Raw genomic sequence first — 23,787 nt, forward strand, 5'->3', positions numbered from 1 at the left:
ATTGCGCCCTATTTGCACTGGGCTTGAGCACGCATAAGTATGCGAATTGGAATGAACAAGCCCGCCTTCAGCCTCACCGGCGCAGCAGCCAGGCGAAGATTTCCGGCAGCCGCGCGGCCCAAGCGTTTTCCTCATGTTCGGCACCGGGGTAAATGCGGCTCTCGAAATCGGTGCCGCGCTGCCAGCCAAGCTTGGCGAACTCGGCATCGATGGGCTCCTGATAGGGCGCGTAGAAGGCATCGAGCGTGGCGGTACCGTGGTCCATCCAGATGCGACGCCCGGCAGGAGCACCCAGCGTTCGGTTGAAATAGGAGGTCCACACACCAAGCATCTCGGGATTGAAGCCCTTGACCGTATCGGGGCCGATGGCGGGCCAGTGCGAGCTGACGCAGGCGGCTTGCCCATACACATCAGGGCGAGCGGCGATGGCGTAGCAGCACATCAGTCCGCCCATGCTGGAGCCGGCGATGGCAGTATCATCGCGGCCGGTGCGGGTTCTGAACGAGGCATCCACCCAGCTCTTCAGCGGACCGGCCAGCCACGCCAGATAAGCGTCAGAAATCACCGGGCCGCCGGCCATCTCGCCCATCTTCGCCTTCAAGGCGGGCGGCGCGGCATCATAGGCCGGGCGCGGGAGATACTGGCGGAAGCGGTCCTTGCCCGGCGCCCAGATGCCGACGATGATCCGCGGCTCGATCCCTTGCCCCATGACCTTGAGCATGGCCTTGTCGGCTGCCCAGATCTTGTTGAAATTGGAATTCCTGGCGTCGAACAGGTTGTGCCCGTCGTGCATGTAGAGCACCGGATAGCGCCTGCCGGAGGTGTCGTAACCCGGCGGCAGCCAGATCGTCAGGCGCTGCGGCGGCAGACCTGCCGCCTGCACCTCGGTATATTCGATGCGCCTTCCGCCATCCTCCTGCGCCGCAGCGAGCCCCGGCAGGAGCAGCGCGGCGAGGAGCAAAAGCAGGCGCCGCACGATCACTTCCCCGAACGGAGCTGGCCCGGATGCAGCCGGATCGCCGCGCCGCCGCCGGGGGCAAGCCAGAGCGGCAGCTTGTCACCCCTCTTCACCGTGAGCGTGGCGTAGGCGATCTTGTGGCGGGCGTCGGTTTCGTAAGTCGCCCCTTCCCCGTCCTTGTAGACCGTTGCGGTATAGGTCTTGCCCGCGTCGAGGAAGTCCATCGCGAGCGTGACATCGCGGGCGGCATGGCCATTGACGCCGCCGACGTACCAGTCCTCACTGTTGCGATCCTTGCGCGCGAAGATGGCATAATCACCCACTTCCCCGGCGATCAGGTGGCTCTCCGACCAGTCTGCCGGCACCTGACGGATGAACTCAAGCTCCTTGGGATGCGCGGCGAGGCTCTCGATGAAGTCCGAGGCCATCTGGATCGGCGAATAGATCGCGAGGTAGAGGCCAAGCTGCTTCGCCAGAGTCGAGGCCAGCGGGACATGGTTCGCGCCTTCAAGGCTCAGCATGCCGGGGGTGAAGTCCATCGGACCCGAAAGCATGCGGGTATAGACCAGCGTCGGTTCGTGGTTCGGCCCGTTGGCGAACTGGCCCCAGGCGTTGTACTCCATGCCGCGCGCTCCTTCGCGGTCGATCCAGTTGGGATATGTGCGGCGAAGGCCCGTATCCTTGACCGGTTCGTGCGCGTCGATCGCCACCTGATACTTCGCGGCGGTTTCGACGACCTTCATGTGGTGCTGCACATTGCGCTGGCCTTCGTGCCACTCCATCCGGACTTCGCCCGGCTTGTCGCCGGGGGCAATGATCCCCCCCGCGTCCGCGACATAGCCGGTCTTGACCGAATGCATGCCAAGCGACTGGTAGAGCTTCATCGCCGGTTCGAGCTGAGCTTCGTAATTGGCGATATTGCCGCCGGTCTCGTTGTGGCCGATCAGCTGGATGTTCTTCTTCGCGGCATAGGCAGCGACCGCCTTGATGTCGAAATCAGGGACAGCCTCGGTGAAGCTGAAATCCTGCCCGTGGCCGAACCAGTCCCCGTTCCAGCCCTTGTCCCAGCCTTCGACGAGCAGGCCGCCGAAGCCGTTCTTCGCAGCGAAATCGATATACTGCTTGGCGCGCTCGGTGGTGGCGCCGTGGCGCGGGCCTTCGGCCCAGGTCCAATCGCCGCGGATCATGCCCCACCAGATGCCGATGTACTTCATCGGCTTGAACCATGAGACATCGCCGATCTTGTTGGGCTCGTTGAGATTGAGCTCGAGATCGTTCTCGACAAGGCCCGCGGCGCTGTCGGCGATGCGGATCGTGCGCCAGGGGGTGTTGAACGGCAGATCGCGGATCACGGCGGACCCGCGCGAGGAAGGCGCAAGGGTCGTGCGGAACAGCTGGCGTTCCGCGCGCTTGAAATACATCGCCGAGTAATCGACCAGCGCGGCCTCGTGGAACGCGAGATGCGTACCATCGTCGAGGCGCATGGTGATCGGGGTCTGCGCAGTGGCGACCGCATTGATCGGGGTGCGCTGGTAGATCTGTTCCTCGCGGTTCCATTCAAGCCCGGCGACCCAGAACGCCGTCCCGGGCTGCGCCACGTCGAACTCGGTCCACTCGTCGCCGATCTTCATCGTCTTGAGGCCGGGCTGCTCGGGCAGTTCGTAGCGGAAGCCGAATCCATCGTTGAACAGGCGGAAGCGCACGTCCATCTTGCGGCCGGCGTAATCGGCGTTCTGTTCGAGGTGGACGAGCACTTCATTGTGGTGATCGCGCACGAAGCGGCGTTCGCCCCACGGCTGTTCCCAGGTCGTATCGGCGCTTGCGGTTTCCGATCCGGTGATGCGGAAGCCGCGCACCATGTTGAGCCCGTCGGTCAGCGTGAAGCCGAGCTTGGACGCGCTGATCAGCAGTTTGCCCTTGCGCGAGAGCGAATAGACCGGGCGGTCGCTGCCATCGGTGGTGACAGTGAGCACAAGGCTGCCATCGGGCGAGGCGGCAGTGACGACGGCCTTCTGCGGCGCGCTTTGCGCCAGCGCTGCGGCGGGTAGCAGCGCGGCGGCCACCAATGCGGTCAGGCCGGCCTTGCGGGTCAAACGGAGCATGGTCATTCCTCGATCAGCAGGGCGCCGAAGGGCGGCAGAGTTCCCGGAGCGGCGCCGTTGACGGCAGTCAGCACCCGGCCTGCGGGTGATGCGGCGGCAGGCCACGCCGCAGCATGATGCCCCATGTTGAACACGCCGAGCACGCGCGAGCCTGCAGCGTTACGGCGGAAGGCAAGCACGTTGCCAGCGGCATGCAGTACGGTGAAATCGCCTGTGCGCAGCGCGGCGTTGTCCTTGCGCAGCGCAAGCAGCGCCCGCATGAGATGCAGCAACGAGGCCGGATCGGCTTCCTGCAGATCGACCGCGCGGGCGTGGTTGTCATCACCCAGCGGCAGCCAGGGCTGGCCGGTGGTGAAGCCGCCCTGCTCGCTCTGTGCCTGCCACGGCAGCGGCGTGCGCGCGCCGTCGCGCGACAAGGTCAGCGGCCAGTTGGCGATCGCTTCGGGGTCCTGAATCTGCTCGAAGGGGATGTCGACCTGGGTAAGACCAAGTTCCTCGCCCTGATAGATGATGATGTTGCCGCGCAGCGAAGCAAGCAGCATCGCTTTCATTCGCGCAAAGGCGGGCACATCCTGCGGCGCGCACCAGCGCGACAGCGCACGCGGCGCGTCGTGGTTCTCGAAGGCCCAGCTGGGCCAGCCCGTCCCCGGTGCATCGGGCCACTTGGCCTGCGTTTCCGCAACGAGTTCCGGCGTCAAGCGGTCAGCATAGAGGAAATCGAAGCCGTAGGCGCTGTTGAGCCGGTCCTGTCCGGCGGTGAACTCCTTCATCTCCGTCTCGGCCAGATCACCGCCGACTTCGGCGAGGGTGAACACCGCGCCGTAGCGATTGCAGAGGGCGCGGAGCCGCTCGATGAAGCGCACGATATCAGGGTGCGACTGGTTGTAGATCTTGAGCTGGTAGTCGAACGGGCGCGTGCGCCGACGACCGTCGTAAGGCGCCGGCGGATTGTTGCGCAGGCCAGGGTCGTGCATCAGGAAATTGAGCGCATCGATGCGGAAGCCATCCACGCCGCGGTCAAGCCAGAACTGCATCACCCCCAGCAGCGCGTCCTGCACCGCGGGGTTGTGCGCATTCATCTGGGGCTGGCTCGAGAGGAAATTGTGCAGGTAATACTGGCAGCGGCGCGCGTCCCAAGTCCACGCCGGGCCGCCGAACACCGACTGCCAGTTGGACGGCGGCGAGCCATCTTCCTGCGGATCGGCCCAGACGTACCAGTCGGCACGCGGGTTGTCGCGGCTCTGGCGGCTCTTCTCGAACCACGGATGCTGGTCCGAGGTATGGGCATAGACCTGATCGATCGTGACCTTGAGCCCGAGTTCGTGCGCGCGTGCAACCATCCTGTCGAAATCGGCAAGCGTGCCGAAGATCGGATCGACATCGCAGTAATCGGCCACGTCATAACCGAAATCGCGCATCGGCGAGGTGAAGAACGGCGAAACCCAGATCGCATCGACGCCAAGCGCAGCGACATGATCGAGCCGCGCCGTGATGCCCGGCAGATCGCCGATCCCGTCGCCGTTCGCGTCGCAGAAGCTGCGCGGATAGATCTGGTAGATGGCCGCACCGCGCCACCACGGCAGTTCTGCCGGTTCGGGGCTGGGTTGGGTCAGGCGCTTGGCCGGGGTCATTGCTGGAGTCATCGGGTAGTCTGTGTCCCTGGGGAGGAAGGGAGGAGGCGGCACACCGCGCTGCCAAACGCGGGAAGATCAAGCATCACGCTTCCCGGTGCAGCAACGTGCGCCGGGCAAGCGCCGAACAGCGTTTCGAGCGCCTCGGCCGAAGTGCCGACCACGCTCGCCACATGGATCGGCGCGTCGGAGGTGTTGAAGGCGATGAGGTACTCGGCGCCGGTCTCCGGATCGAAGCGGGAGACGCTGAACAAGCCGGGTTTTTCCGCGTAGCCGCGCACCACCTGCCGCCCGCGCGCAAGCGCCGGGTGAGCGGTGCGTAGGGCGGCGAGTTGGTGGATCATACGGTAGAAGGGGTGCGCGGGATCGAAGTGGTCGGCACCGGCCGGACGGGTTGCACCGAGCACCGGATTGTCGAGGTAGCTCGCCGTCAGCGAAGGGAACATGTCCTCGCGCGAGTCCGTGTCGTTGCCATCACCGACAAAACCCTGCTCATCGCCATAATAGATGATCGGCGAACCGCGCAGCGTAAGCAGCATGACATGGGCAAGCCGGACGCGCGCCTCCAGTTCCGCCTCGCTTATGCCGGGACGGTCATGGCGGATCAGCGAGGAAATGCGGCCCATGTCGTGATTGCCGAGGAACGTCGGCATGGCGAGCGCGGCCTGCTCACCGCCTTCATAGAGCACGTCGCCATCGAACAGTTCGGCCAGCACGTTGGTGCCCTTGCCCTGCCCGAGCACCGCGCGGACCGAGCCCTGAAACGCGAAGTCGAGCACGGCGGGATAGCCGTCGCGCCGGGTATACTGCGCGATATAGCCGTTGCCTGGCTCCTCCCGCGCGACTTCGCCGAAAATCGTGAAGTTGGGGATGCCCCTTGCCTTTGCCGTTTCAAGCATGGCCGGAATGAACGCTTGCCAGAAGCCCGGATCGACATGGCGTGCCGTGTCGATGCGATAGCCGTCGATGCCGAAATCCTCGATCCATTGCCGGTAGATAGCAATCATCCCCTCGCGCACGCGCGGGTGTTCGGTGAAGAGATCATCCAGACCGACGAAATCACCGAAGCGGGCACTCTCGCCGGTGAAGGTGGTGTCGCCGCGGTTGTGGTAGAAGGCCGGATCGTTGAGCCAATCGGGCACCTTCACGTGCTCTTCACCGGCGGGCACGAACGGCGTGTAAGCATAAGTCGGGTCGGTGAGCTTCGCGAAGTTGGCGGCCGAGGAATTCTGATCGCCCGCAAAACCGGGGTTGATCGCGGGCCCGTTCATCCCGCCGCGCCGCGAATAGGGATAGTCGGCGCGGCTGCGGTAGGGGAAACCGCCCGAAGCATCGCGCTCGCGGAACTGGATCACGTCCGCCGTGTGGTTGGCGATGATGTCCATGTAGACCTTGAGCCCGCGCGCGTGGGCAGCATCAACCAGCGTCCTGAAATCGGCGTTGGTACCGAAGTGCGGATCGACGCGGGTGAAATCGGTAATCCAGTAGCCGTGATAGCCCGCGCTTTCGTGGCCCGGCACGCCTTGCACCGGCTTGTTCTTGAACACCGGCCCGACCCAGACCGCCGTGGCACCGAGGCCCTTGATGTAGTCGAGCCGCTGGATCAGCCCCTTGAGATCGCCGCCGTGGTAAAAGCTCTTGGACGCCGGATCGAACCCGGTCTTGAGCCGGTCACCCTTGAGACCGCCGCGATCATTGGCGGGATCGCCGTTCTCGAAGCGGTCGGGGAGGAGAAAGTAGATCAGCTCGCCCGCAGCGGGCCGCGCCCGCACGGCATCGAGCGGCGTCTCCGCCGATGCAGGCGTGCTTGCCGCAGCGAGCACGGCCAGCGCTGCCATGGCGGCCCAGCGCTTCATGCCGCAGCGCCAACTTTGAGCGGCGGCGCCGCACAGTGCCGCGCGATGAACTCGGCGTGGCTGGGATAGCGCTCAACCTCGCGGCGGTAGAGCGCGTTGAGCGTCTCGAGGTACGACTTGAGATCGGCCTCGTCGATCGTCTCGGCCAGCGCGTGGCTGCGTTCGGGGACAATCCCCTGCCCCGTCATGACCTGGAACCAGCCCACTTCGCCGAACAGCTCGTCGCCGTGGCGGAAGATATGACCGTTGGCGCGGAACAGCTCGATCCGCTCGGCCAGACTGTCGGGCAGCGCAATGTCACGCACCGCCTGCCAGAACGGTTCCGGCCGCTGGTTCACGTGGTAGTGCAGGACGATGAAATCGCGGATGCGCTCCATCTCGAAGGTGAACTGGCGGTTGTATTCATTGCGCGCGGCCTGCGTCTGGTCCTTTCCCGGCAGAAACTTGAGAATGCGCGAGATGGCCGACTGGATCAGGTGGATACTCGTCGATTCCAGCGGCTCGAGGAAACCGCTCGATAGCCCGACCGCAATCACATTGCCGCGCCACGCCTCGGCCCGGCGCCCGGTGGTGAAGCGGATGGGGCGAGGGTCGGCCAGCGCGGGCGCATCGAGGTGCGCGAGCAGGCTCGCCGCCGCCTCGTCATCCGAGGTGAAGGCGCTGCAATAAACGCGGCCATTGCCGGTGCGATGCTGGAGCGGAATGCGCCATTGCCAGCCTGCGGTGTGGGCCGTGGCGCGGGTGTAGGGCGTAAAGTCTTCCACCCGCCCGCTCGGCACCGCCAGCGCGCGGTCGCAGGGTAGCCAGCTCGTCCAGTCGACATAACCGCTGCCCATGGCGCCGCCGATGAGCAGGCCGCTGAAGCCGGTGCAGTCGATGAACAGGTCGCCGGAAATCTCTTCGCCCGATGCCAGCACGAGCTTCGTGATATCGCCGCTCAGCGGATCCTTCCGGATTTCCGAAATCCGGCCCTCGCGGCGCGTAACGCCCCGGCCCTCCGCAAACTGGCGCAGGAACGCGGCATAGAGCCCCGCGTCGAAATGGAACGCGTGGGGCATTTCGGGGACATTGCGGCTGGTAAGGGGAGCGCCGCCATGCATGCGACCGGCGCGTGCAGCCACGTCGTTGATGGCATAATCACCCGCCGGCCCCGCAAGACCAAGGCGGCGCGCACGCGACCAGTAGTGATAGAAAGCGCAGAGCCCGACATCGCGGCCGACATCGCCGAAGGCGTGCATGTAGCGGCTATCGGGCGTGCTCCACCCGACGAATTCGATCGCGAGCTTGAAGGTTGCCTGCGTGGCGCGAATGAAGGCGTTCTCGTCGATCCCGAGCGCCTGGTTGAACATGCGGATCTGGGGAATTGTCGCTTCACCGACGCCGACCGTGCCGATCTCCTCGGACTCGACGAGCGTGACGGAAAAGCCGGTATCGAGGAAGTGACCGAACGCGGCCGCCACCATCCACCCTGCGGTGCCACCACCCGCCACGACGATCCGCACGGGGCCAGAGGCACCTGCGCTGCCGCTGCTCTCAGTGCTGCTCATCGCAGGCTCCCTGTGCTCTGAGGAAAGCAGGCGGTCCGCTTGGTGGAACCTGCTCCCATAAAGCCATCGACGAGGATGGCAGACGCGATAACTCCGGCGCGGCTGTCCGATGTTCGGGCAGCCTGCCAACGTTTGTTGGTACGGTCAGGCATGCACCGAAGGTACCGGGCGGATGGTCTTGCAGCAAGCCATCCGCCCGAACCCATGCAACTACATCAGAACTTGTAGCTCAGGCCAATGTAGAAATCGCGGCCGTAGCGCTGATAATCGATCACCTGACGCACGTCGTCGTTCTGGTAGGTAATGAACGGACGATCGGTGAGGTTCTTCGCCTGGAACAGGACCGAAAGGCCATGCAGCGGCGAGTCGGGCTGGAAGTCATACCCGATCTGCGCATCGAGGATGCCCTCGGCCTTAGCCGTGCGATAAGTCGGGTTGGCCGACAGACCGGCGACTTCGGCAAGGAACTTCGCACGGTAACGATACGAAGCGCGCACCTGGAAGCCATGCTTTTCGAAGTAGAGTTCTGCGTTGCCGACCCAGTCCGACAGGCCCGGCAGCGTGATCGGGTTGCCGGCATTGCTGGCAAGGATGATCTTGCTGTCGGTGTAGGACCCGCTGCCGTAGAAGCCGAAGCCATCCAGCGTCTTGCTGAAGTTGGCGAACGGCATCGAAAGCGTGAACTCGAAGCCCTTCAGGTTGCCCGACCCAGCGTTGGCCGGCGCGCCGACCTTGCCCAAAGTCGTGCCGAACTGGACACCGGGGAACTGCGCGGCAAGCGACGAGAAGTCGTAGAGGATGTTCTGCGACGGATCGACGTAGTCGGTCAGGTGCTTGTAGTAGCCCGCGACCGAGATGTAGCCGCCCTTGGCGAAGTAATGCTCGACCGAGATATCGGCATTGGTCGAGAGATACGGACGCAGACGCGAGTTACCGCCCTGGGCGCTGAACGGCCCGTTGCCCGGATCGGTCGAGCCGATCTTGGTGAAGTCGACCGGATTGAACTCCAGGTTGATGCGTTCCTGATCGAGGCGCGGGCGAACCATCGCCTGCGACCCGGCCAGCTTCACGTAAGTCGACTGACCAACTTCGATCGCAAGGTTCGCGCTGGGCAGGATGCGCCAGTAATTGTCGCCACCCGCCGCAGGAATGATCGTGACCACGCCGTTGTTGAAGTTCGAGATCGAACCGTGCGACGTCTGGCGCGTGTGCACCGCCTGCACGCCGAAGCTGCCGGTCACCTTCTTGCCGCCGACGTCACCGTCGAGATTGATCATGGCATAGCCCGACCAGACATTCTCGATCACGTCGTTGTCGCGCACCAGCGAGACCGGACGGTTGTCGTAAACCGCCTGCAGCGAGTTGTTGTAGAGGTAGATCGGATCGAGCGCGAGCATGTTGGGCACGCCGAGGTAGGCGAGCGGAACCTTGCCGACGACAGCCTGATCCGGGATCGGCGCGAACTTGGTCGTACCGCTTGCAACGGTGCAGTCCGTGCCGGTGCCCTTCGGGCAGAGGAAGTACGACAGGAAGTTCGAGGTCTTCTTGCGGCGGCTGTAGTTCACGCCAACCTGCCACTTGCTGAGCAGGCCGCTACCGATCTCGCCATCAAGATCGCCGCGCAGCGAAAGCAGGTCGTCCTTGAACTGCGGCTTGTTGAGGAAGCCCGCCTGAACCACTGCGGTGGTGCCGTTGTAGCCCCAACCGCGCGGATCGGTGATGCCGAAGATCGACCGGTCGGTGTAGTCGATGGTCGGGACGATGCTGAAGGTGCCGTTGGGATTGGCGGAGATGTGCAGCGTGTCCGCCGGTCCGGCCGTCTGGTAGCCCGTCCCGGTATAGGTTTCGAGCAGGAAGTCGGTGCGCTTGGCCGAGCTGTACGAAGCGTCCAGCGTCAGGTGCATCTTGTCGGTGAGGCCGATCTGGTTGTTCCAGCCCACCGAGAAGTTGTCAGCCGTACGGCGATTGAGATCGTTACGCTGAACGGCATGAACGCCGGAGACGACAGCGTCGGTGACAAGGCCGTTATCAACCTTGTAGCCGGGCTGGACGGTCGCGCCCGAACCCCACTGCGGAGCGATCGGGAATTCGATGCCGCGCAGGTGCTGGGTTTCCCTGAAGTGCGAATAGAGCACATCGAGGGTCGAGTGGAAGTTCTCGCTCGGCTGGTATTCCAGCGTCGCAACCGCACCGTAGCGCTGCAGCTTGTTCGACTGTACGTAGGGCTTGGCGCCGCCAAGGAACAGGTTCTTGCCCGCGGTATCCTCGTTGGGGAAGCCCCAGGCGTTGTAGCGCTCGTTCTGCGAGGGCGCGTCAGTTGCCGAAACGCCGATGGCGATGCCGAAGGTGTCATTGGCGAACTTGTCGACGTAGGCCGCCGAGGCGCGGTAGCCATAGCGGCTGGCATCGGGGTTGAGCTTGCCGAGGCCGTTCATCTGGCCGCGCAGCTGCACGGAAATGATGCGGTCCTTCTGCGCCAGCGGGCGCAGCATGCGAAGATCGACGGTGCCGGAGATGCCGGCGGCGACAAGCGACGGGGTCGGGGCCTTGTAGACGACCACGTTCTTGAAGAACTCGGCCGGATACTGGTCGTATTCGACGCCGCGGTTATCACCGACGGTGACCTGCTCGCGGCCGTTCAGCAGGGTCGTGCCGAAGTCCGGGCCAAGGCCGCGGATCGAGAGGCGCTGGTCGCGGCCTTCGAGGCGCTGTGCGGTGACGCCGGGCAGACGGGCGAGCGAGTCCGCGATCGACACGTCAGGCAGCTTGCCGATGTCCTGCGCCGAGATCGCCTCAACGATGGTCGGTGCGCTGCGCTTGATCGAAGCCGAGGCGTTGAGCGAAGCGCGGTAGCCGGTGACGACGATGGCGCCGTCGTCAGCAGCCGTGCCCGAAGTGGCCTCGGCAGCCTGCGGTGCGGCTGTTTGTGCAAAAGCGGGTGCAGCAAGCGCGGCGGCGGTCAGCGCGATCGCCGAACTGCCAGCGCGGATTGCAAATAGGGTGTGCTTAGCCATGCAAATCAGATCTCCCCCATGCGGCCAAATCGTGGCCTCGACGTTGTCGGAACGCGGTGTTTCCCGGTTCAGTACGAGGCGCTGGGTAGAACCGGGCCGCACCAGAACGAATATGGCATACGTATACCATCGGGATTCCGGGGGTTTGGCGCCGTTCGGTGAGGCGGAATTGTCACGCTTTGGCCGCGGTGGACGCCCACCAGCGGGCGAGTCCCAGGGGGCAATTGCTTACATGCATTTCCATGCGTAGACTGCTAGGTGCTGACCAGGCGGGGCAAACCCGTGGCGGCTCCGGAGGAGGTTGCACGCGATGGGCCGCAGGCCGTCCAACAAGCCGACAAGTTTCGATATTGCCTATCTTGCAGGTGTTTCGCAGCCCACGGTGAGCCGCGCTTTGCGGGGCAGCAAATCGGTCAGTCTCGCCACGCGCCAGAAGATCGAGGCAATCGCACGCCAGCTTGGCTATACCGTCGACAAGAACGCATCATCGCTGCGCTCGCAGCGCTCCAACACGCTGGCGCTGCTCTTCTTCGAGGACCCGACGCCCGACGAATCCGGGATAAATCCGTTCTTTCTCGCCATGCTGGGCTCGATTACCAGGCATTGTGCAGCACGCGGGCTGGACTTGCTGATCTCGTTCCAGCGGCTCGATGATGATTGGCACAAACGCTATCAGGACAGCCACCGGGCCGACGGGCTGATCCTGCTCGGCTACGGCGATTATACGCTCTACGAAAGCCGCCTGCGCCAACTCGTGCGCAGCGGCGCCCATTTCGTGCGCTGGGGCGCGGTGGAGCCCGAGGCGATCGGCGCGACAGTCGGCTCGGACAATTTCGGTGCCGGGCGCCTTGCAGGCGAACATCTGCTGGCGCGCGGACGGCGCAAGATCGCGTTTCTGGGACAGGCAGACAGCCATTATCCCGAGTTCAAGTACCGCTACGAGGGACTGGTCCGCGCGGTGGAAACCGCGGGCCTGACGCATGATCCCGATCTCGTCGCCCCGGCCGTTTCCTCGGAGGAACTGGGCTATCAGGCCGCGCGGCAGCTGCTGAAGAACGGCAAGCCGTTCGATGCGATCTTCGCAGCCAGCGACCTGATTGCGATCGGCGCAATGCGTGCGCTGGCCGAAGCGGGGCTCAGCGTCCCCGGCGATGTTGCGGTGGTCGGCTTCGACGATATCCCGGCAGCCAGCCTCACCTCTCCGCCTTTGACGACAGTTATGCAGGACATGCGCCACGCCGGCGTCGCGCTGGTCGAAACGGTCATGGCGCAAGTCGAGGACAAGCCGAAGCCCTCGCCGTTCCTGCCGACCCGCCTTGTGGTTCGTGGCAGCACCGGGGGATAAGGCCACACCGCTTGATTATGCGCAGCATAGGGATGACATTCGTATGCATTGCTGCCCAAGGGCATGCGCTGGCCTAGGGTTCAGGCATAGATAACAAAGCAGATGCTCCCGCGTGCCGGGCGCATGGGGGAGCCGAACCGCGTGACCACTCGCCAGAAACCGCAGCAGTCCTTCTGGGGGTTGTGGAACGTGAGCTTCGGCTTTTTCGGCATCCAGCTCGCGTTCGGGCTGCAGAACGCCAATGTCAGCCGCATATTCCAGTCGCTTGGGAGCAGCGTCGACAACCTTGCGTTCCTGTGGATCGCGGGTCCGGTGACCGGGCTCATCGTGCAGCCGCTGATCGGGCATTATTCGGACCGCACCTGGGGGCGCTTCGGCAGACGTCGGCCCTACTTTGTTGCGGGCGCCTTGCTTTCGGCGCTGGCGCTGCTGGGATTGCCGCAAGCGGGAGTGCTGCTCATCGCCGCCGGTTTCCTCTGGCTGCTCGATGCCTCGCTCAATATCGCGATGGAGCCATTCCGCGCTTTCGTGGGCGACATGACGCCAAACGACCAGCGCGCGCAGGGGTTTGCGCTGCAGACCTGGTTCATCGGTGCGGGCGCAGTGATCGGAAGCTTGCTGCCGGCGGTCTTCGCGCACCTCGGGATCGCCAATACCGCGCCTGAAGGCGTTGTGCCGGATTCGGTGCGCCTCAGTTTTTACATCGGCGCGGCGGCCATGGTGCTGGCCGTCGCGTGGACGGCCTGGAGCGTGCGCGAGTACAGCCCGGACGAGATGGCCGCGTTCAACGGCGATCATGCCCATATGGCGCAGCACGGGCAGGCGCTGGTCTATTCGCCGCGCGGGCCGATGTGGCTGCTGATCGGCGCAGGCCTGCTCGCGGTGGTGAGCAAACTGGGGCTCGACAAGCAGCTTTATGTACTGGGCGGCGGGCTCGCCGCGTTCGGCCTGGCGCAGATCCTTCTGCGCGCGATGAAAGCCAGAGGCGCACTGGCGGAAATCATGAGCGATCTGGCGCAGATGCCTGCCCAGATGCGGCAGCTGGCAGTGGCGCAATTCTTCACCTGGACCGGTCTGTTCGTCATGTGGATCTACACGACGCCGGTGGTCACCAAATACGCCTTCGGTGCGGTCGACACGACGGGCGCGGCTTATAACGCGGGGGCGGACTGGGTGGGCGTGATGTTCGCGTTCTACAACGGCGTCGCTGCCCTCGCCGCGTTCCTGCTGCCGGTGCTGGCCAAACGGATCGGCAACGCACGCACCCATGCGGCATGCCTGCTTGGCGGCGGAGTGGGCTTCCTGCTGCTGCTCGTATTGCGCGATCAATGGCTGCTGCTGGTGCCGATGGTGTTTGTCGGCGTGGCCTGGGCCTCGATCCTGGCGATGCCTTACGTGATCCTCACCCGCGTGCTGCCGCCGCACAAGTTCGGCATCTACATCGGCGTTTTCAACATCTTCATCGTCGTGCCCCAGTTGATGGTTGCGACAATCATGGGCGGGGTGATCCGCAGCTTCTTCCCGACCGAACCGAAGTGGACGATGCTGGTCGGCGCGGTCGTCATGGCGGCCGCCGCGCTCGCTATGCTGCGCGTGCGCGAGGACGATGCTGCGGCCTGATCAGAACTGGAAGGCGGCTTCCGGCACAGCGTCCAGCAGCGCTTCGCTGCGCTCACGCATCTTGTTGCGGAATTCGCCGTGGGTCACGATGTAGAGCCTGTTGGCGAGCACTCCTTCGGCGACGATTTCGCCCACCATTTCCGGATCCATCCAGTCGTTGCCGGGCGGCCGCTGCAGCAAAGTCGCCTCGTTCTCACGGAAACCGCTGCCCTCGCGCAGATGAACCGGGCGGTTGAGCGCCGCCTCATGGATGTTGGAGCGCACAAACGCGGGGCACAGCACCGACATGCCGATGCCCTTCCCCGCCAGCTCCTCACGCAGGTTTTCCGAGAGATTGAGAACTGCTGCCTTGCCGGCCGCGTATATTGCGAAGTTTGCGGGCATGTGCACGGCGGCGGCCAATGAAGACACGTTCACCACATGCCCGCCGCGCCCATGCGCGATCATCCGCGGGAGGAAGCTCTGCAGGCCATTGACGACACCGCCGAGATTGACGCCGAGGCCATAGTCCCAATCGGCATAACCTGCCTCCAGCACCGGGCCTTCGACGCCGACGCCGGCATTGTTGACGAGGATGTCGATCCCGCCAAGCTCGATATCCATGCGTTCCGCGACGGCGGCGAAGGCAGCGCGATCGGTCACGTCGAGGGTCAGGGCAGCGACGCTGCTGGCGAGCCCGGCTTCGCGAATCTCGACGAGCGCGCGGTCGATATGGTCGGGCCTGAGATCGGCGATCACGACGAACGCGCCGCGTTTCGCCAGCGCCTTGACGATCCCGAGCCCGATCCCGCTGGCACCGCCGGTGACAAAGGCGCGCTTGTCATGGAAGCTGCGCATGGCCCCTCCCCTCAGCCCTGATAGACCCAGTAGCGCGGACCGAAGCGGGCTTCGAGCTCGGCCAGCTTGGCCCTGTGGATCGCCTGGATCGCGGCGGGCGTGGTCGCCTCCTCGGCCGATACTTCCTCGAGCCTGATGCTGAGCGGATCTTCGTAGAGATGCTCGCCGGCGAGGCGGGCCTTGTCGTCATAGGGCCAGACAAAGGCTTGCCGGCTCGAGACATGGTAGAGCGCATCGGCCTTGGGCGCATCGTAGCCCATCGCGGCAAGGTCCGCCCCCCGCGCGAGCTGATGAAAGGTGATCTCGTCGCAGATGCCCCAGTCGTTCACGGCAAGGCGATCGTCCGAATGCCACAGCACCGCCTGCCCGACGCTGTTGTAGAAGCCCTTCACGCCTTCCTTGCCTTCGATCACCGCCGGGTTGGCGCCCCAGGTAACGCGGTAGAGGGGGTGGTCGACCATCATGTCGCTGGCAGTGATGTCATCGTAGAGGCCCGCCCCTTCGAGATGCACGTGGCGCCAGAAGTTGAGCAGGATAGCACGGTGCAGCGGGTTGGTCGTTGCATTGAACAGCGCCTCGGTGGGGTTCATGCATTCGAATACCGCACGCTCGATAGCGTTGTTCGGCAGGGTCGTTGCGATGTTCATCGGCCTCTCCTTTGTTGTTTTGGCTCAGGTTCCGGGTGCGATCAGCACCTTGCACTGCTCGGTGCGGCGGCGAAGCGCCTCGAATACGGTGGGGGTGCGCTCAAGCGGGATGGTTTCGGTGACGAGCAGGCGCGGCTCGGCAGCACCCCGGTCAAGCGCATCGAGCGCGGCGTGGTATTCGTGAGCGGTGAAGAACGCCGAGGTGATCAGCCGCACTTCCTTCGAAAGCATGGCGAAACTGTTGAAGGTATCGGGCACGGTGCACAGGCCGAGCAGCACGATGGTCCCGCGCGCGCGGACCTGCTCGACACCTTGCGCGATGAGTCCGGGGACGCCGACGCATTCGAATACAACGTCTGCCTTGCCGCCCAGCGCCCGTTCGGACGCTCCGATGGGATCGGCGCGATCTGCGATGAAGTCATGTGCCCCCATGGCCAGTCCACGGTCCTGCTGCCAAGTGGCCACATCCTGCACCACGACCCGCCCCGCCCCCATGCGCCGCGCCCAGAACGCGCATGCAAGGCCAATCGGGCCAGCGCCGAGGATCAGCACCTTGTCGCCGATACGCAATCCCGACATAGCGACACCGTGTAGCGCGACTGCCAGCGGTTCGATGATCGCACCATCAGCAAGGCTGGCGGACTTCGGCAGCTTCACGCACTGGTTCGGCAAAGTGAGCGCGTATTCGGCATAACCGCCGCCCTGAAGGCCGAACTTGTCGCACCACGAGACATTGCCGGCGAGGCAGGCAGGACAAGCACCGCAGCTCTTGAGCGGGCTCACCGCGACGAGATCACCCTTGGCAAGGCCTTCGACGCCCCCCTGAACATTCTTGCCCAGTTCGACGACTTCGCCCGCAAATTCATGGCCGAGGATAGAGCCTGCGCCCTGCCCGTAGGCCGGGTCTTCGGTCATGTGCAGATCAGACCCGCAGATGCCGCAGCGGCCGACCTTGACCACGACCTCGCCTTCGCCCGGCTCCGGATCGGGCACGGTTTCGATAGCGAGCGGTTGGTGCAGGCCCTGCATGACGGCGGCGCGCATCGGTCAGGTTCCTCAGTGCGCCGTCTGGCCGCCATCGATGGCGATGGTCGCGCCATTAATGAAGCTGGCCGCATCGGAGCAGAGGTGCAGCACGGTGCCGGCAATTTCCTCGGGCCGAGCGGCACGCCCGCTGACATTGCCGGCGAAGAAGGCGGCGCGGAAATCGGGGTCATCGGCCCAGTGCTGGGTCATCGGCGTGACAACGAAGCCGGGGGCGATGGCATTCACGCGGATGTTCTTCTGCGCGTATTCGACTGCCGCCGCCTTGGTGAGACCGGAGACAGCATGCTTCATCGCGCAGTAGACGCTCATGTTCGGATCCGCGATCAGAGCGCCGACCGAGGCGGTGTTGACGATGGCGCCGCCGCCTACTTTCAGGAAGTGCCGGATTTCGGACTGCATCGCGAAGAACACACCCTTGAAATCGACGTCGATCGCAAGGTTCATTTCCTCCGGCGTCACTTCGTGGATCGGGCGCTGCGGGGGAAGGATGCCGGCGTTGTTGAACGCGGCATCCATGCGGCCATAACGCGCAAGGCAGGCCGCGACGAGCGCATCCATCGCGGCGGGATCGGTGACATTGGCGTGTTCGAACGAAGCCTCACCGCCGGCCTGTTTGATGATTGCGACGGTTTCCTCTGCGCGCGGGTCGATATCTCCAATGATGACCCTGGCGCCAGCACCCGCAAAGGCGACACAGGCCGCGCGGCCGATGCCGGTGGCGCCGCCGGTGACGAGGACGGCTTTGTCCTCGAACGTCATTCCTGCCATGCCGGCTGCTCCCCTTTGGCGACCCTGGATGAATTGCCGAGCAGGAAATCGCCCAGCACGTCGACGGCATCGGGGAAGGCCTTCTGCACGCGGGCGCGCAAGTCCGCGCTGTCCTTTGATGCGGCGACGAGCTTTGGCCATTCGGCGATGTACTTGCGGCTGAAATCGAGGCCGGAGGTATCGTTGGGCAGGCCAGGTTTGCTATGGCCGGGGACGACAACGAGCGGACCCAGCGCGGCAAGCTGATCGAGCGCCTTGCCCCAGGAGGCGATGGCGGCGGGATCGTGCTCACCCATCCACAAGTACATCTGATTGTAGACGAGATCGCCCGGGAACAGCGCCTTGATCGAAGGTGCCCACAGCGCCGTCGCGTGGACATGGTCGCCCTGCACCGGGCCAATGACCTTGAGCTCCTTGCCCTCAAGCATGATCGTATCGCCTTCCAGTGCGGCGGGGGCACTGGGATGGCGCGGGCCATTGGCGCCGAGCAGCGGGCCCCAGCGCTTCACCTTGAAGGGCAGCGAGCGCCAGATATCGGCGGCGACCACCGGATGCGCGACAATCTTCGCATCGGGGAAGGCATCCTGAAGCACTTCCATCGCGAAGAAGTGATCGGGATGGTCATGCGTCACGAAGATCGTGGTGAGGTGCTTGCCGCTATCGAGCACCATGGCGACAACCCGGTAGGCATCGGCGCGGGTGAACGGGGCATCCACCAGCACCGCATCCTTCTCGCCCTCGATCAACGCCACGTTGGCGAAAAGCGATCCGGCACTCGTGCGCAGGGTTTCGACGGTCAGCGGCTTATCCTGTGCGTGCGCCGTGGTCGCAAGCAAGGTGGCGGCAATCGCCAGCAGCGTTTTCCTGATCATCATGCGATCCCTGATTTGCCGGGGGCGAGGATGTGGTTCGGATCGAGAGCGTGCTTGAGCTTGGCGTTGAACGCGCGGTTCACGGTGCCGTACTGCTCGGCGACGAGGTCCATGGCGTGGACGCCGGTGCGGTAGCTTGCCCAGCCCCGTTCGCCGAAGCCGGTTACGAGGTCGCGGTAGCAATCGTTGGCACGCTTCTCCTCGGCCGAATCCGACTTATCGTAGAGCAGCGCGATGATGTGGTGGAGTTCGCGGCTGCCGATGGCGAAGGCGGCGGTGTAGTCGAAGCCGTGCTTGCCCAGGATCTGCTTGGCGAGCGCGACCTGCCCTTGCGTCTCGCTGCCCTTGGCGGGGGCTACGGGAGCGAACCAGGCCAGCCCGCCGCCATTTCCGCGCCAGCGCGCAAGGCCTATTTCGTCAAGGTTGAGGCCGCCCTGCATCAGCGTGGCGTGGTGGTGGAACCACGGATTGTCGCCCACGTCCGCCTCGGTCAGCACTTCACCGTCGATGGCTGCGAAAGCGGCGCGGATGATCTTCTCGCTTTCCGCGATCATGCCTTCGGTCCCGTAGAGCGCGATGTAGGTGTTCCACATGCCGAGATTGTTGGCCTCAGCCGCCTTGGCGACGGCCTCGTCGGTGATCGGCCCCGCGCCGTCCCACACTTCGCCGCGGCGCTTGAACATGGCGAGCTGGTACGCTGCGCCCATCATCAGCACGACATTGGGGACGATATTGGCAATGCGCAGCGGGCGCATCGCCTCGACGATGCGGGCGACGTCCTCCATCTTCTTGTGGCGGACGACGAAGGGCTTGTAGACCGGGGGCGCAGGCATGAGCCACATGCCCATCTTGGTGACGACCCCGAAGTTGGACTGCGTGAACAGGCCATCGAGATAGGGCCCGTAGCCCCATTTGAACGCCTGCCACGCGGACGGGTTCCTGGTGGAGCCCATGCCGGTGCGCAGGATCTCGCCGTCCGCGAGAACGACTTCCATGCCGCACTGGACCATGAAGTGCTCGCCATAGGGCGTATAGCCCACCCCGCGATCAAGCGTGTTGCCGACGGGGCTGGCGATGGGGCCGACGGTGGGCACATCGATCCACAGCGGCAGGTTGTTCTCGACCAGATAGTCCTTGAGCTGGCGGTAGGTGACCCCGGGTTCGACCAGCGCGGTGCACAGCTCGGGATCGACCGAGATGATGCGGTTCATGCGCTTCAGATCGAGGATCATCTGGCCGGGCGCGGCGGTGGTCGTCTGGCCGTAGCCCATGTTCTTGCCGGTGGAGACCGGCCAGATCGGCTGGCGAAACTGGTTGGCGATCTTGACGATGGCCTGCACTTGCTCCGCCGTCTCGGGGCATACCGCGCCGACGGGCACGTGCTTGCCATAGGGATCGGGCACGTAGGATTTGCGGTAGGGCGCGACGGCTTCGGTATCGGCAAAGACCCATTCATCGCCCACGACCTTGCGCATGGCGGCAACCGCGCCCACAAAATCGCGCTTCTTCACGCCCGGCGCGAGAACGGCCTTCGCCTTGGCACCGGTGCCAAGACCAACAGCGGCAGCAGAGGCAGCGCCCGCGCCGAGCAGGCTGCGGCGGTCGAGATTGACGGTCATTGGCCCTTTTCCTTCAGGTCGGCGCTGCTTTTCTCGACCCAGACGGCCAGGGCCTTGAGTTCGGCCGGCGTGACTTCGGTAGGCCGGAAAGCGGGCATGGCGTTCTGACCGTGCCGGACGATATATTCGACCGCTTCATGCGGCAGGGCGCGGCCGCGGATAACGGGGCCCACATTGCGGCCATGGCAATAGCCGCAAACCGCACCATAGACCTGCTCCGGGCTGCGCTGCGGCTGGACTTCGCCCAGCTTCTGCGCGGCTTGTGCGGTGCCTGCCAGCGCAAGACCAGCAGCGAGGAGGACCGCGCGCTTCACTGGTATTTCCCCAGCATCATGCCGCCATCGATCACGACATGGCTGCCGGTCATGTAATCCGAAGCATCGGAGGCAAGCAGCAGCGCGAGCGGCTTCAGCTGGTCGGTTTCCGCCACCGAGCCGAGCGGGACAATGGCATCCCAGGCCTTGCGCGCGACAGGGTCTTTCTTGAGCCAGCCCCCGCCGATATTGGTGACGAACGGCCCCGGCGCGATGGCATTGATGCGGATGCGGAACTCGGCAAGTTCCAGCCCCAGCGCGCGCACCATATGCAGTACGCCCGCCTTGGCCGGCATATAGGGCAGGCCGACGATGGGCTCGGTAACGAGGCCCGCGTTGGAAGCGGTACAGATGATCGAGCCGCCGCTGCGGCCGTTGGCGCGGCCGGACTGCTTCATCACCCGCACGGCGTTGCTCACGGTATAGAACACGCCCGAGAGGTTCACCGAAATCGACTTGTCCCAGCGGGTGTGGTCGTAGGTATCGACCTGGCCGTCCGGGTTGCGATGCCCGGCTGGGTTCCAGAAGCCGGCGCCGGTATCGATACCGGCGTTGGCAAAGGCGATGTCGAGCCCGCCATAGGCCTTGGCATGGGCATCGAACGCGGCGGTGACGGCATCGAAATCGGAGACATCGAGACGATCGGCGCGGGCTTCATGGTCTGCCTCCCGCAGACGGGCGGCTTCCCGCTCGGCGCCCTCGCCGTCGATATCGGTGAGCGTGACCATGGCCCCGGCTTCCGCCATCGCCTCCGCATAGGCGAGGCCGATGCCCGATGCCGCGCCGGTGACAAGCGCAGATCGGCCCTTGATGTCAAAGCGGTCCAGAATTGCCATTGTGTTTATTGTCCTCTCCCCTCCGCAGCCCTGTTCAGGCTGCGGAAGTTTGTCGTTCGCGTTCGATCAGGCGCTGCAGCATGCGGCGCGCGCGCACGCCGCCGCCATCGCCGTTCAGGATCAGCGGGCGCAGCTCCCAGAAGTCCGCACCGCGCATCAGGCGGTGGCTGTCGCGGATGAGCGGCATGTCCTCCTGCTCGAAGGCAAATTCGAGCGCAGCGCGCATGCCGGCGGTGAATTCTGCATCGCCCAGCGCAAAATCGCGCGCGGTGGCCCAGAAGTAGTGCGTGGTATCGGGCGTTTCGGGCGTGAAGGCGTGGAGCGAGGGGAGCAGCGTGCAATGCTCGCGCGGAGTGCCGGGCGGGCCGGCGCGGAAATCGAAGTAGAGCACGGCGGGCGCGTGCCACACGACCCAGCCATAGAAATCCTGCTTCACGCCAATGCGCCCGAGCATCCCGCCGATGCCCTCGGAGAGGGTATCGTTGAGGCGGATGTATTCGGCATGCACCGTCTCGCCATCCTGCCAGAACTTGCGCTCCCCTTCGGTGAAGGCGGCCGCCACCAGCGCGGGGTGGACGAAGTTGGCGTGGCTCAGGTCGAGGATATTGTCGCTGTAGAGCTCGTAATGGCCCTCAGCCACAGTCGCGCCGCGCACCGCTTCCCAGCGGGGATCGGAAAGCCAGCTGAAATCCGGGATCAGCGCGGGATCGGCTTGCTCGGCATCGCCCATCCAGATCCACAGCAGGGCGTGGCGTTCGACCAGCGGATAGACCTGCAGCCGGTTCTCGGGAATTTGGCCGCCGGGGTGCGGGTTGTGAACGCAGGCACCGCTGCCGTCAAAGCGCAGTCCGTGGTAGGGGCACATCAGCGTGCCCTCCACCACCTTGCCCTGCCCCAGCGGCGCAAAGCGGTGCGGGCAGCGGCCGGAGACGGCGTTGGCCTTGCCCTGCGCATCACGAAACAGCGCGACGGGTTCTTCGAGGAAAACGCGCTGCTGCGGGGCATCCCCCAGATCGCTTGCCCAGCCAGCCACGTACCAGCAATTGCGCAAGTATGTGCCAACCGGCACCGGACCAAGCTTGGGGACCCCGGCTGCGCTCATGTCAGCTTCTCCTCAGAGATAGAGCTGCTTGTTGATCGGGATGTCATGCTCCCGGCAGTAGGTCTCGTAGTGGTTCATGAACCACCATACATCGAGCGTTTCGACATGGTTGCCATGCTCGTCGAAGAACTCGTTGGCGCCCTGCATGTGGAACAGGGCCTTCATGCCATTCGGATCATCGGTCACGAGCGTATGCGCGGTGCCCGGGGTTTCGGTGATGAACTCGCCCGCGCGGCAAACCCAGTCGTATTCCAGATAGCGGAACGAGCCTTCGAGCCCCACCGCCCAGACGCGCCCGCGGTGCTTGTGCGTGCCGATCACGCCCGGGCCCTTGATCCACAAGATGTTGACATAGACGTTGTCGCGCACGTCGAACGCCAGATGCCGGATCGCGGCGTTGTCGCCGAAGGGAACCCAAGGGCTCTCGGCTTCCGAAGCGCCGACATACGTGCCTTCGATGCCCTTGGACTTGATCAGCGCACCATAAAGTTCAGGCACGTCGACGATCTTGTAGGCTCCGGACGGCGGGGCTGTCATGGTGGCCATGGCTGGCGATCCCTTTAGAGGTAGAGCTTGGGGTTGATGGGAATGTCGTTTTCCCGGCAGTAGGTCTCGTAGTGGTTGATGAACCACCAGACGTCCGAGGTATCGGCGTACTTGCCGTTCTCGTCGAAGAAATCGATCGGGCCCTGCATCCACCCGAACAGCTTGACGCCTTCAGGATGCTCGGTGACGAGCGTGTGGCTTTCGCCGGGCACTTCAAGGATCAGCCCGCCGGGCGAGGCGACCCAGTCATACTCGAGATAGCGCACACTGCCTTCGAGGCAGACCATCACGATCGTGCCGCGGTGGAGGTGCGTGCCGATCGTGCCCGGGCTCTTCACCCAGAGGATGTTCGAGAAGATGCCTTGCCGCACATCGAAGGCGAGGTGCTTGATCGCGGCGTTGTCGCCGAAGGGCACCCAGGGGCTGTCGACATCGGTCTGCGCGTCGATGTAGCGCCCGCCGGGGCTCAGCCGGGCAACGAGTTCGCGGTGCGCGAAGCCGACATCGACGATTTCCTTCTTGGACGAAGGCGGTGCAGTCATGGCATTCATGGGGAGCGCTCCTGCTTAGCGGATCAGGGTATCGACGTAGTCGGCACCGATGCCGACCCGGTCGTAATGGTCGCGCGCGTTCTTCATGTAGTCAAACACATCGAAGTGGCCGGTGGTGTTGCCATCATCGTCCAGCCACATCAGCGGGCCGGAAACGACGAAGAACACCTTCATCGGATCCTCGTGTTCGTAGCAGACGAGCGTGTGGCTCTCGCCCGGGGTCTCGTAGACAAAGTCACCGGCGGTCGCGGTCCATTCGTGCTCGAGATAGGCCCACTTGCCGCTGATGGTGTAGGCCCAGATCGGGTGCGGGTGATAGTGGCGGTTCACGAGGCCCGCCGACTTCGACATGAGCACATCGGCCCACATGTTCTTGGAGGGGCTGATCCAGACCGGCTTGGAGCTTACCGTCTCGCTGATCGGCACCCAGTAGCGCTCGTCGCCCTCGGCGATCTTCGACAGGTAGATTTCGGGAAGTCCGCCTTCCCGGAACACTTTCTCGACCGGCTTGATGCCTTTCCAGAACTCGGAATGGGCGGTTTCAGGCACGTTGCTTCTCCAGGAAAAAGGAGCGG

At 64.5% G+C, this 23,787-nt stretch carries 20 protein-coding genes; 2 read left to right on the forward strand and 18 right to left on the reverse strand.

All coding sequences use genetic code 11. From position 1 onward, the window contains the following. Positions 1-73: 73 nt before the first annotated feature. The 6 genes from ACO056_RS12275 to ACO056_RS12300 all read right to left on the reverse strand — a co-directional run bounded on the left by ACO056_RS12275 (position 74) and on the right by ACO056_RS12300 (position 11,108). Positions 74-976 (reverse strand): alpha/beta hydrolase, encoded by a 903-nt coding sequence (locus ACO056_RS12275; RefSeq protein WP_421847101.1) that lies wholly within the window; start codon positions 974-976, stop codon positions 74-76. Between the two features lie 2 nt (positions 977-978). After that, a complete protein-coding gene (locus tag ACO056_RS12280) occupies positions 979-3,066 on the reverse strand; it encodes a glycoside hydrolase family 97 protein (protein ID WP_421847103.1) in 2,088 nt (695 codons plus the stop codon). After that, the gene (locus ACO056_RS12285; protein WP_421855474.1) at positions 3,063-4,691 is read right to left on the reverse strand and encodes an alpha-glucosidase; all 1,629 of its coding nucleotides are present in this window, start codon (positions 4,689-4,691) and stop codon (positions 3,063-3,065) included. Before ACO056_RS12285 ends, ACO056_RS12280 begins: the two co-directional genes overlap by 4 nt. 8 nt (positions 4,692-4,699) lie before the next feature. Beyond that, positions 4,700-6,547, reverse strand: a complete 1,848-nt coding sequence (locus ACO056_RS12290) for an alpha-amylase family glycosyl hydrolase (RefSeq protein WP_421847105.1) — start codon at positions 6,545-6,547, stop codon at positions 4,700-4,702. Continuing rightward, positions 6,544-8,094: a tryptophan halogenase family protein gene (locus tag ACO056_RS12295; protein WP_421847107.1), complete on the reverse strand. Its 1,551-nt coding sequence runs from the start codon at positions 8,092-8,094 to the stop codon at positions 6,544-6,546. Before ACO056_RS12295 ends, ACO056_RS12290 begins: the two co-directional genes overlap by 4 nt. 215 nt (positions 8,095-8,309) lie before the next feature. Continuing rightward, a complete protein-coding gene (locus ACO056_RS12300) occupies positions 8,310-11,108 on the reverse strand; it encodes a TonB-dependent receptor (RefSeq protein ID WP_421847109.1) in 2,799 nt (932 codons plus the stop codon). 310 nt (positions 11,109-11,418) lie between these two features. On the opposite strand from ACO056_RS12300, the gene ACO056_RS12305 reads away from it, so the two are divergent. Together ACO056_RS12305 and ACO056_RS12310 are read left to right on the forward strand one after the other, a co-directional pair. Continuing rightward, on the forward strand, positions 11,419-12,453 hold the full coding sequence (locus ACO056_RS12305) for a LacI family DNA-binding transcriptional regulator (RefSeq protein ID WP_421847111.1): 1,035 nt from the start codon (positions 11,419-11,421) through the stop codon (positions 12,451-12,453). A 123-nt stretch (positions 12,454-12,576) separates the two neighbouring features. Beyond that, entirely contained in the window at positions 12,577-14,073 is a 1,497-nt protein-coding gene (locus ACO056_RS12310) for an MFS transporter (RefSeq protein WP_421855477.1), read from the forward strand. Here ACO056_RS12310 and ACO056_RS12315 read toward each other — a convergent pair whose 3' ends face one another. Genes ACO056_RS12315 through ACO056_RS12370 form a run of 12 tightly spaced genes read right to left on the reverse strand, consistent with a single transcriptional unit; the run spans position 14,074 to position 23,761 of the window. Further along, a complete protein-coding gene (locus ACO056_RS12315; RefSeq protein ID WP_421847113.1) occupies positions 14,074-14,910 on the reverse strand; it encodes an SDR family NAD(P)-dependent oxidoreductase in 837 nt (278 codons plus the stop codon). 11 nt (positions 14,911-14,921) lie between these two features. Further along, the gene (locus ACO056_RS12320; RefSeq protein WP_421847115.1) at positions 14,922-15,557 is read right to left on the reverse strand and encodes a hypothetical protein; all 636 of its coding nucleotides are present in this window, start codon (positions 15,555-15,557) and stop codon (positions 14,922-14,924) included. A 24-nt stretch (positions 15,558-15,581) separates the two neighbouring features. Then, positions 15,582-16,601, reverse strand: a complete 1,020-nt coding sequence (locus tag ACO056_RS12325) for an alcohol dehydrogenase catalytic domain-containing protein (RefSeq protein WP_421847117.1) — start codon at positions 16,599-16,601, stop codon at positions 15,582-15,584. A gap of 12 nt (positions 16,602-16,613) precedes the next feature. Next, the gene (locus tag ACO056_RS12330; RefSeq protein ID WP_421847119.1) at positions 16,614-17,372 is read right to left on the reverse strand and encodes an SDR family NAD(P)-dependent oxidoreductase; all 759 of its coding nucleotides are present in this window, start codon (positions 17,370-17,372) and stop codon (positions 16,614-16,616) included. Then, on the reverse strand, positions 17,360-18,247 hold the full coding sequence (locus tag ACO056_RS12335) for an MBL fold metallo-hydrolase (protein WP_421847121.1): 888 nt from the start codon (positions 18,245-18,247) through the stop codon (positions 17,360-17,362). Before ACO056_RS12335 ends, ACO056_RS12330 begins: the two co-directional genes overlap by 13 nt. After that, the gene (locus tag ACO056_RS12340) at positions 18,244-19,863 is read right to left on the reverse strand and encodes an FAD-binding oxidoreductase (RefSeq protein WP_421847123.1); all 1,620 of its coding nucleotides are present in this window, start codon (positions 19,861-19,863) and stop codon (positions 18,244-18,246) included. Before ACO056_RS12340 ends, ACO056_RS12335 begins: the two co-directional genes overlap by 4 nt. Further along, positions 19,860-20,177, reverse strand: coding sequence for a c-type cytochrome (locus ACO056_RS12345; RefSeq protein WP_421847125.1), 318 nt, complete (start codon positions 20,175-20,177; stop codon positions 19,860-19,862). Before ACO056_RS12345 ends, ACO056_RS12340 begins: the two co-directional genes overlap by 4 nt. Further along, on the reverse strand, positions 20,174-21,013 hold the full coding sequence (locus ACO056_RS12350; RefSeq protein ID WP_421847127.1) for an SDR family NAD(P)-dependent oxidoreductase: 840 nt from the start codon (positions 21,011-21,013) through the stop codon (positions 20,174-20,176). Before ACO056_RS12350 ends, ACO056_RS12345 begins: the two co-directional genes overlap by 4 nt. 34 nt (positions 21,014-21,047) lie before the next feature. Then, positions 21,048-22,115 carry a Rieske 2Fe-2S domain-containing protein gene (locus tag ACO056_RS12355; RefSeq protein WP_421847129.1) on the reverse strand — a complete coding sequence of 356 codons (1,068 nt, stop codon included), beginning with the start codon at positions 22,113-22,115 and terminating at the stop codon, positions 21,048-21,050. 12 nt (positions 22,116-22,127) lie between these two features. After that, positions 22,128-22,661 (reverse strand): 2,4'-dihydroxyacetophenone dioxygenase family protein, encoded by a 534-nt coding sequence (locus tag ACO056_RS12360; protein WP_421847131.1) that lies wholly within the window; start codon positions 22,659-22,661, stop codon positions 22,128-22,130. Positions 22,662-22,675: 14 nt separating this feature from the next. Continuing rightward, positions 22,676-23,212 (reverse strand): 2,4'-dihydroxyacetophenone dioxygenase family protein, encoded by a 537-nt coding sequence (locus ACO056_RS12365; protein WP_421847133.1) that lies wholly within the window; start codon positions 23,210-23,212, stop codon positions 22,676-22,678. A 15-nt stretch (positions 23,213-23,227) separates the two neighbouring features. Further along, positions 23,228-23,761, reverse strand: a complete 534-nt coding sequence (locus tag ACO056_RS12370; protein ID WP_421847135.1) for a 2,4'-dihydroxyacetophenone dioxygenase family protein — start codon at positions 23,759-23,761, stop codon at positions 23,228-23,230. Between the last annotated feature and the right edge of the window lie 26 nt (positions 23,762-23,787).

Origin of the sequence: Novosphingobium sp., from assembly GCF_965228995.1 — a bacterium.
Classification (GTDB): Bacteria; Pseudomonadota; Alphaproteobacteria; order Sphingomonadales; family Sphingomonadaceae; genus Novosphingobium.